Raw genomic sequence first — 9,283 nt, forward strand, 5'->3', positions numbered from 1 at the left:
TCCGTTTCTGAATAGGTAACATCCTTATAAGCACGATCAAAACAGATTTTGAATGCCTTATGAAGCATACAGTTATACAGTTCAAGATCCTTTTTAATGATGGATTCTGCTTCAGGTTCCAAATCTTTATAATAGATTCTTTGTGACATTGAAAAGACCTTCATAATGCAAGTCCTCCTGTTCTATCTGACTCTATTATACTATATTTAATGCAAGCTTAATAGATAGATTTGAGACTTTCTAAATTATTTTATTTTTATTATTATATCACCAATGTGAATATGTGATATTACCCATATTCTCACATGTTCACATTAAATTCACATTGACACTGCATTTTTATTCTATTTGGAAGGGTTTCATTCTATACTTCAATTATGGACACAACTTATCATCCAAACATTCCAATTGAAACTTTATCACTATTAGATTGTGATGTTTTAATACCATTTCACATGTCGTATTTCTCTGTTCCGAAACCAAAATCTTAATATACAAGAAAAGATGAGCAATTATTTACTCATCTAGTTTTTCAATTATTTTTTTAATGTAATAGGTTCTTAGTAAGCCAAAGATCAAGATACAGATTCCTACAATGGAAATGGCTTTTTCTTGATACAACAAGCCAAAAACAAAGACGACAATGCCAAGTCCAGCCAGCTGTAATTGTTTAAAAACAACCTTTTGTTTATCATTCATTAGCGAACAGTTACACCATTAGGCATTTCTTTTGCGACAGTGACAAATGACAAGTCTTTGTCATCTGTAGCACACAAAATCATACCATATGATTCTACACCACGTAATTTTACTGGTTTTAAGTTTGTCACTACGACAACTTGTTTTCCAATCAATTCTTCTGGCTTGTAGTGTTTCGCAATACCACTAACGATTTGACGGACTTCACCACCCAAATCAACTTGTTCAACCAATAAACGATCTGCCTTTGGATGTGGTTCACACTTCAAAATCGTACCTACTTTGAATTGTAGTTTTGCAAAATCATCAATCGTAACTTCTTCTACTTTTTCTTCTTTTTTAGGTGCTTCTTTTTTAGCTACTTCTTTTTCTTTATTAAACTCTTCCATAAATTTCTTTTCATCAATACGCGCAAACAATGGTTCACACTTTTCAACTACATGAATATCTGTTTCTAAGCTTCCAAAAGATTCAGAAGAATCTAAATCCGTTACTTTTGTATTTAAATATGCAAACATCTTTTCTGCAGTTTCAGGTAAGAATGAATGTAATAATACTGCTGAAATACGAATAGATTCTAATAAGTTATATAAAACAGTAGCTAAACGATCTTGTTTTGATTCATCTTTTGCAAGTACCCAAGGCATTGTTTCATCAATGTACTTGTTTGTACGACGAAGCAATCTGAATACTTCATCTAATGCATCACCAACACGAAGTTCTTCCATCTTAGCTTCTACTTTCTTCTTAGTTTCTAAAGCACAAGCTTTTAATTCTTCATCGACTGCTTCACATACATTTGGATTTTTGACTAAACCACCAAAATATTTATTTGACATCGCAATTGTACGAGATACTAAGTTTCCTAAAATGTTTGCCAAGTCCGAATTAATTCTTTCAATCATTAATTCCCAAGTAATCGTTCCATCTTGTGCAAATGGCATTTCGTGTAAACAGTAATAACGAACAGCATCTACACCAAAGTGAGCCACTAAATCTTCGGCATAAATCACATTACCTTTTGATTTAGACATTTTGTCACTTCCCGTAAGCAACCATGGATGCCCGAATACTTTCTTAGGTAAAGGTAAATCCAAAGCCATTAAAATAATTGGCCAATAAATTGTGTGGAAACGTAAAATATCTTTACCAATAATGTGTGTTGCAGGCCAGTATTTGTTGAACTTTTCATCACTAACACCATTGGCATGATAGCCAAGTGTAGTGATATAGTTGCTTAATGCATCAATCCAAACGTATACAACGTGTTTTGGATCAAAGTCAACAGGAACTCCCCATGTAAATGATGTACGAGATACACAAAGATCTTGTAATCCCGGACGCAAGAAGTTATTCAGCATTTCATTCTTACGAGATTCTGGTTGAATGAAATCAGGATGATCTTCAATGTATTTAATTAAGCGAGCCGCATACTTTTGCATATTAAAGAAGTAGGCTTCTTCTTTTGCCTTCTTAACTGGACGACCACAATCTGGGCAACATCCATCTACCAATTGAGATTCTGTCCAGAATGATTCACAAGGCGTACAATACCATCCTTCATATGTTCCTTTATAGATATCTCCTTGATCATATAAACGTTTAAAAATGCTTTGTACTTCTTTTACGTGATAATCATCTGTAGTACGCACAAAATAATCATAGCTTGTATTCATTAAATCCCAGTTTGATTTAATTTGAGCAGCCACACCATCCACGAATTCTTGTGGACTTACACCTGCAGCTTTTGCCTTTTCTTCAATTTTTACACCATGCTCATCTGTACCTGTCTGAAAGAATACATCATATCCTTGTGCTCTTTTAAAACGAGCAATCGCATCCGACAAGATAATTTCATATGTATTCCCAATGTGAGGTCTACCTGATGTATACGCAATTGCCGTTGTTAAATAAAATGGTTCTTTCTTTTGTGTCATCTTTATTTCCTCCTATCATACAAATAAAAAAAGCCTTCATCCAAGGACGAAAGCTTCGTGGTACCACCTTAGTTTGTGTTTTCACACCTCAAGCTGTTAACGCCAGCATACGTCTTTACCTACCTATCGATAAAGAAGCTCCAAGACCATCTTCTCTATATATTGTACGCAGATTCACACCAAACCATCTGCTCTCTTTAGTACGCCATATAAATACTCTTCTTTTCTAAGCTTATTGACTTGTTTATTATACGCTATACAACGTATTTTGAGCAAATTTATTTCGCAGCTTTTGTCAAAATTTTTACCAATGGTAAAGCTTTTTCAGGACAATTTGAAACACCCATATGATATTTTGGCTTTGTAGGACCATGATAATCACTACCACAAGATACGAATAATTTGCGTTTCTGAACAATTTTCAACGCAGCCGCAACCGTTTGTTCATGAATATCATTAGAGAAGCATTCCACTCCATCCATACCTAAATCCACAATTTCTTCTAAAACATCATCTGAAATATAATCTAAATGCCAGCTTGATAAAATCGCAATACCTCCAGCACTATGAATCGCATCAATTACTGCTTTCGCATCCGGATAGTTAGCCTTTACATAACAAGGTCCATTCTTACCAAATACATCGGTTTCAAAACGAGACATCGCAACAGTCTCACTTTCACAACTATCAATATACTTCTTCACAAAAGGCAATAAACGCGTTCTTTCGTTATGGAACACCATCTTTGTGATTTCTGCTGGTGTAATAGTTTGGAAACGAGAATTTGAAATTAACGAATCTACATCAATACGAATGTCTGAGTAATTTTCGAATTTTTCAACACGCTCCATGGATAAATCTTTTTCACGCTTCAAAGAATTTTGTTCTAACACTTCAAACGCTTCATTCGTCCAGTCAATATAATAACCTAGAATACGTACTCGCATTCTTTTATATTGTGCATCCACTTCCACGCCTGGAATATATTGAATGTTGTACAAACTTGAAAAACGAACCGCTGCCGCATTTGCCCTTGCACAGTTGTGGTCTGTGATTGAGATAACTTCCAAGCGATTTTCTTTGGCTTGTTTGAATAATTCTTCTACATCATAATAACCATCATCACTGTAGTTTGAACGAATATGTAAATCGATTGGAGTCACAACCAACTCTTCTTTTACTAAAGCTGGTTCTACCTTTGTTTCAAAACGAATTTCCTGATCTGGTTCATTTACAGGAACCAAACCAAAAATCAAATCAAATAGAGTTTGTTGGTTTGGAGTGATTAGGACAACAATACCATTGATGACCCACCATAAAATGACTCCCGGCACTTGATAGAAGAACCCTAAAATCATCAAAGGAAGACCAAATCCCAATGCTTGTCGCAAAATCAAATTGATTGGCATCGCCTCTTTTTTATTTCTACGAACCAATTTCAAATCCATGATGGCATATCCAAATGATTGCCCATTTGTTCGTGCTGTAAAAAACGCAAGTAATAATACACTAGATACAAATAACAAGGCAAACATTAAGTAGAATAATAAATCAAAGAAGTGTGGTGGAATCAATCCACACATAATTAATAAAAACTCAAGAACCCATATATAAACAGGCAATAAGCAAATGTTGACATCCATCAAAAACGCAAAGAAATGATTTTGGTAATCTCTTAGATTCCGTTTTAATGGAGTGGCATATTTATATCCACCTGCACGATACAATTTCGATTTTTTTTGAAAGTATGCTAGAGTTAGATCTTTAAAATTGTATTTCTGTTGTTTCATAAAATTATAAGCCTTTCTTTCGTTATTATAACAATTTTTAAGCATGAAAAAAAGGGCCATAGCCCTTAATCTTGTTTTCTTAAACGTTTTAGTGCAAATGTTAATACACCTAAAGACATCATACATAACCATGAATAAATCGTTACATTTGTGTTTGTTGATGTATTTACAGGCGTATATTTTCCTGCATTCATACTAAATTTTTGTGCTTCCTGCAGCAAACGCTGATACTTTTTACCAACTTTATTCACCAATTCTGCATTCACTGCATTTTTATCAGTTACAGATAATTTTACCCAGCTAGGCATCGCAGAAAGAATCTTTTGATAATTCAAGTTGTTGGCACTTGTAAAGATATTTCCACTTGTACTCGTTAAATATGTCTTAATGAAATTATCAGCTGCCGTACTTGTAATCTCTTGTTTGACTACCGTTTCCACTTTTGCGGCGTCCACCTTCTTTGTTTCTACAGCTGGAGCCACAACTTGCGGCTGTTCTTGTACAACGGATGTTTGCACCAATAATTCATTACTTGTTTCTACTTTTCGTGCAACCTTTTCTTCTAAAGTAACCACCTTGTATACAAAGTTTGTATTATCGTCTAAATATGCATTTAGATGTGCTAGCGTTTCATCCACTTTTGCCTGTGTTGATTCATCATTTGAAAGTACAAGACTACAATCATCCAATTCTTTCTTGAAGTTATTATAAGACTCTTCTTCAAGCATATCCTTATTGGATTCTAAGACTTCACTAGCTTCCTGCACTTTTTCATTCAATTTAGAGAAATCCGCTTTTTTAACTAAGGAAGCAGCTGCCGCATTTAAAGCAGACTGTGCCTTTTCAATGTCTTCAACAGTACTTGCTCCATTTTCTAACACCTTTTTAGCTTCATTCAAACTTGTTTCATATGCCGTATAGCTTCTATTAGTATAGCTATCCTTTGCATATGTACTTGATTGATCTACGATAGCTTTTAATCCAGAAACATTGATCAATGCTTTTTTTGCATTATCCAGCTTCACTAACTCTTGTGTAAGTTGTTCTAAAGTTGAAGTTGTTGATTGAACCAAAAGGCTGGATTCATCCATCACCGTTTTTAAAGCGGCATAGCTATCTGCAGTAAAGATTGTAGAATCTAAACTTTGTGCATCTTTTAAAGATGTATCTAAAGCTGTTTTAGCGTTTAAAACCAATGTATTTGCCTCAGCTACAACAATTTCATATGCGCTTAATTTACATCCTTCAGCTTTTTTCATACCTGCATTTGCGTATGCTGTTTCATAAGCTGTTTTGATTTGATCCTGATTTTCTTTAGTCAAGGCTTTGAACAATTGATCTCCTGTTAATACGAAGGAATAATTCTTTTCATCCACCTTAGTGATCAATGTATATTTTTCTACATCTTTATTTGTACTATCTTTAACAATTTCTTTTGTACTCAAATATTGTTTGATAAAATCATCTGCAGTAATTGTCTGTTGGGCTTTTTCTTCTAATTTTACTGGCTGTACTTGTTTGGCAAGCACATCCATATTTGGATTTGAAGCCACACAAACTGCTACAGCACTTGCGACACAATAAACCTTTGCTTTATTCACGACAAACCCTCCATTCCATTTCACTATTTTACTCCCAAAATATCAATTGGTCTAGTCCCAATATTCAACAACAAACTTTCGAGACCACGCATCCGTTGCTTCTAATTGATCAATTGTAGGATTTTCAATATATTTTGCCTGCTTACAAGCTTGTTCAATACTTTCTTCAATTTGTAAAAATGAAATCTTTTTATCCAAAAACAGCTGTACTGCCTGTTCATCCGCTCCATTAAATACGGCACCTAGATTTCCTTCTTTTTTACCAATTTCATAGGCTAGTTTCAACATTGGATAACGAACATAATCCATTTCTTTAAAGTTCAAATTCATTGTTTTTGTCATATCCAAAGGATGATCTTCCTTTAACCCCGGACGATCTGGATAACATAACGCATATTGAATTGGTAAACGCATATCCGCTGATCCAAGTTGTGCAATAATTGCGTTGTCATTGTATTCAACCATAGAATGCACGATACTTTGACGATGTAACACTGTATCGATTTTTTCATATGGCAAATCAAATAAATAGTGTGCTTCAATCACTTCAAAACCTTTATTGACCATTGTTGCACTATCCACTGTTATTCGTTTTCCCATATTCCAGTTTGGATGTTTTAAAGTCTGTTCTACTGTTACATCGCTTAACTCATCCCTTGTCTTATCTCTAAAACTACCGCCACTTGCCGTAATAATTAAACGTTTCACATCTTCACTACGATTTCCCTGCAAGGATTGGAAGATGGCAGAATGTTCTGAATCGATTGGATATAGTTTGGTGTTTGTTTCCTGCAATGCCTGACGCACCAAAACACCGCCCGCAACCAAGCTTTCTTTATTAGCCAATGCCACATCAATTCCTTTTTTTAAAGATGTTAATGTAGGCTTTAATCCTCTAAATCCAACAACGGCATTCACCAACAAATCATATTCACAGTTTTCAATACATTGAACCATGGCTTCATTGCCACTATAAACAGTTACACCACTTAATTTTTTGGCCTTTGAAACATCTGAAATACCAGCTACCTGAATGGTTGAATGTTTATCAATAATTTTCTGCATTACATCCACTTGATGTCCAGCCGCAATACCAACTAGACAAAATTGGTCTGGATGTTGTTCAATCACATCCACTGTTTGTAAACCGATAGAGCCTGTAGCTCCTAATAATAGTATTCTTTTCATAATTCATCACCTGTACTTATCATTTTAACACAATACAGATAAAAGATGTGGTTAAATAGTAATTGGAGGTAAATTATGAAAGGCAATGATTTAACACATACTATTTCGGAAGATATGACCGTCTTTCCGGGTAGTGAAACACCAAAATTAACCACAAAAAGCACCTACGAAAAGGATGGTTTTAAAGAAACACTCCTTCAAATGTATTCTCATGTAGGAACACACATGGATCCACCTGCCCATATTTTTACGAACCAAAAGACTTTAGATCAATTTTCCCCAGAACAATTCATCGACAAAGCTCTTGTCGTTGATTGTAGAGATTTAAAAGAAGGACAAGCCATCACAATCGATAAAATCGATATAGATAAAGCCAAGTTGGCTGATTTTCTTCTCTTTAATCTTGGTTGGGATAAACGTTGGAATTTAGATACCTATTTTAATGATTACCCGTGCATAGATAACACAGTATTAGAATTCATTCTAAATAGTAATTTCAAAGGCATTGGCTTTGACGTAATGGGATTAGAAGACCCCCTGTGTGATGAAAATCTGACACGACACAAAGCGTTATTTAAAGATACAGATATTGTGAATATAGAAAATCTCACACATTTAGAACAATGTGGTGATGAATTATTTTGGTTTAGTTGTTTCCAACTTAAAATTGAAAACTGTGATGGCATTCCTATTCGAGCGATTGCTTAGTATGAATAAAGACCGGATCACCGGTCTTTCAATTTTTTTCTTTCCATTATATAATTGTTTATCAGCTTCAATAAACCAATCATTCCATTTATGTATATCTTTGTGGTATGGTGCACATCCAATACTCACATCTAAGTCAAAGGGAAAAGATAGTTTTTTTATATACGCATGAATTCTTTGGCACAAACCTTCTACATCATTTCCTTTATACACAATCACAAATTCATCCCCACCATAGCGAGCAATAAAATCACTTTTTTCAATACAAGATTCTTTTAAATAGTTCGCAATGGCCTTTAATGCTAAATCCCCTTGCACATGTCCATGCTCATCGTTGATTTTCTTAAATCTATTCACATCCAGCACTAACAAGTACATATTTAAATCTTGACTTCTTCCACACTCAAATAAATGCTGTTCCCTACGATTACAGTTATTCAATTGTGTTAATGGATCCATAGAAATCATTTGTTCTTCCAAACTAATATATACAATAAGGATACAAAGACTAGTTCCTACACAAAAAACTGGAATGTCACGAAAAAAATCTTGCATTATGCCAATCAACAATAGTGACACCATATAAATGTCTAAAATTTGATTCGATTTCTTTTGTTGATAATTCTTTGCCTTACGGCTATACACACAAGCTTGATAGGCTCCAACCATAAAATAGAGATCGTTTATAAATACATGCAAAATATAGAGTGGTCCTTCTCGAAACTTTCCATATGAATCGATTTGAAATAAACATCCATCCAATGTTTTCACAAGTAAAAGGACAACGCTTGCAAACACAGGAATCATTGCGAATATCGTTTGCGATTTCTTTAAATAATGAACTTCAAACATTATTTGGATGTAATTAAACCAAGAAAGTATGCATAGAGAAAAGAACAGGAAGCTCATTTCATTTAGAAACAGGTCCTGACCATTTGTCGTCATTCGTACTAAATCAGTTTAAAAATATAATACATGTACAAAGACAACCGCAAAAAACTAACTATTTGACTGTTTTTCATCATGGAATGATAGGTTTTAAAACCTAGATTCAACATGATAGCTACACATATATAGTAGATTTACGCAAAACGAATTTAGTTCATAAAACCATTTTATCATGAAAAACAGATCATATCCAATGTCATTAAGTTAAGAAATGGCATCTTTGAGAAGAACACAAAAAATGTGCTCCTCTTTTTTTTGTAGAAAATTTGAATTTTTTTGTTGACATACAGATTGAAATGTGTGGCCTATTATCATTTCTGATAATAGGCCAATTGTTTATAGGTATATGTTTTTGGAGGTACTTATGAACAATTATAAATCGTTAAAAAAGCAGTTAAAATTCTGCATCAAA

Annotated in this window: 7 protein-coding genes and 1 other annotated feature; of the genes, 1 reads left to right on the forward strand and 6 read right to left on the reverse strand. The window is 34.1% G+C overall.

What is annotated here, in order from left to right; translation table 11 throughout:
- Positions 1 to 516: 516 nt before the first annotated feature.
- The 5 genes from H8911_RS11030 to dxr all read right to left on the reverse strand — a co-directional run bounded on the left by H8911_RS11030 (position 517) and on the right by dxr (position 7,215).
- On the reverse strand, positions 517 to 699 hold the full coding sequence (locus H8911_RS11030; protein ID WP_186999691.1) for a hypothetical protein: 183 nt from the start codon (positions 697 to 699) through the stop codon (positions 517 to 519).
- The gene (gene metG / locus H8911_RS11035; RefSeq protein WP_186999692.1) at positions 699 to 2,636 is read right to left on the reverse strand and encodes a methionine--tRNA ligase; all 1,938 of its coding nucleotides are present in this window, start codon (positions 2,634 to 2,636) and stop codon (positions 699 to 701) included. Before metG ends, H8911_RS11030 begins: the two co-directional genes overlap by 1 nt.
- A gap of 39 nt (positions 2,637 to 2,675) precedes the next feature.
- Positions 2,676 to 2,874 (reverse strand) — a binding site (T-box leader).
- 40 nt (positions 2,875 to 2,914) lie between these two features.
- The gene (locus tag H8911_RS11040; protein ID WP_255466369.1) at positions 2,915 to 4,426 is read right to left on the reverse strand and encodes a PHP domain-containing protein; all 1,512 of its coding nucleotides are present in this window, start codon (positions 4,424 to 4,426) and stop codon (positions 2,915 to 2,917) included.
- A 65-nt stretch (positions 4,427 to 4,491) separates the two neighbouring features.
- Positions 4,492 to 6,027, reverse strand: a complete 1,536-nt coding sequence (locus H8911_RS11045) for an FIVAR domain-containing protein (RefSeq protein WP_186999694.1) — start codon at positions 6,025 to 6,027, stop codon at positions 4,492 to 4,494.
- Between the two features lie 51 nt (positions 6,028 to 6,078).
- Complete coding sequence (dxr, locus tag H8911_RS11050; protein WP_186999695.1) at positions 6,079 to 7,215, reverse strand: 1-deoxy-D-xylulose-5-phosphate reductoisomerase; 1,137 nt, start codon at positions 7,213 to 7,215, stop codon at positions 6,079 to 6,081.
- 75 nt (positions 7,216 to 7,290) lie between these two features.
- Here dxr and H8911_RS11055 point away from each other — a divergent pair, with 75 nt between their 5' ends.
- The gene (locus H8911_RS11055) at positions 7,291 to 7,923 is read left to right on the forward strand and encodes a cyclase family protein (RefSeq protein ID WP_186999696.1); all 633 of its coding nucleotides are present in this window, start codon (positions 7,291 to 7,293) and stop codon (positions 7,921 to 7,923) included.
- On the opposite strand, the gene H8911_RS11060 is transcribed toward H8911_RS11055, so the two are convergent.
- On the reverse strand, positions 7,852 to 8,775 hold the full coding sequence (locus H8911_RS11060) for a GGDEF domain-containing protein (protein WP_186999697.1): 924 nt from the start codon (positions 8,773 to 8,775) through the stop codon (positions 7,852 to 7,854). The genes H8911_RS11055 and H8911_RS11060 overlap by 72 nt on opposite strands.
- Between the last annotated feature and the right edge of the window lie 508 nt (positions 8,776 to 9,283).

Origin of the sequence: Holdemanella hominis (assembly GCF_014306155.1) — a bacterium.
In the GTDB taxonomy this organism is placed as follows: domain Bacteria; phylum Bacillota_I; class Bacilli_A; order Erysipelotrichales; family Erysipelotrichaceae; genus Holdemanella; species Holdemanella hominis.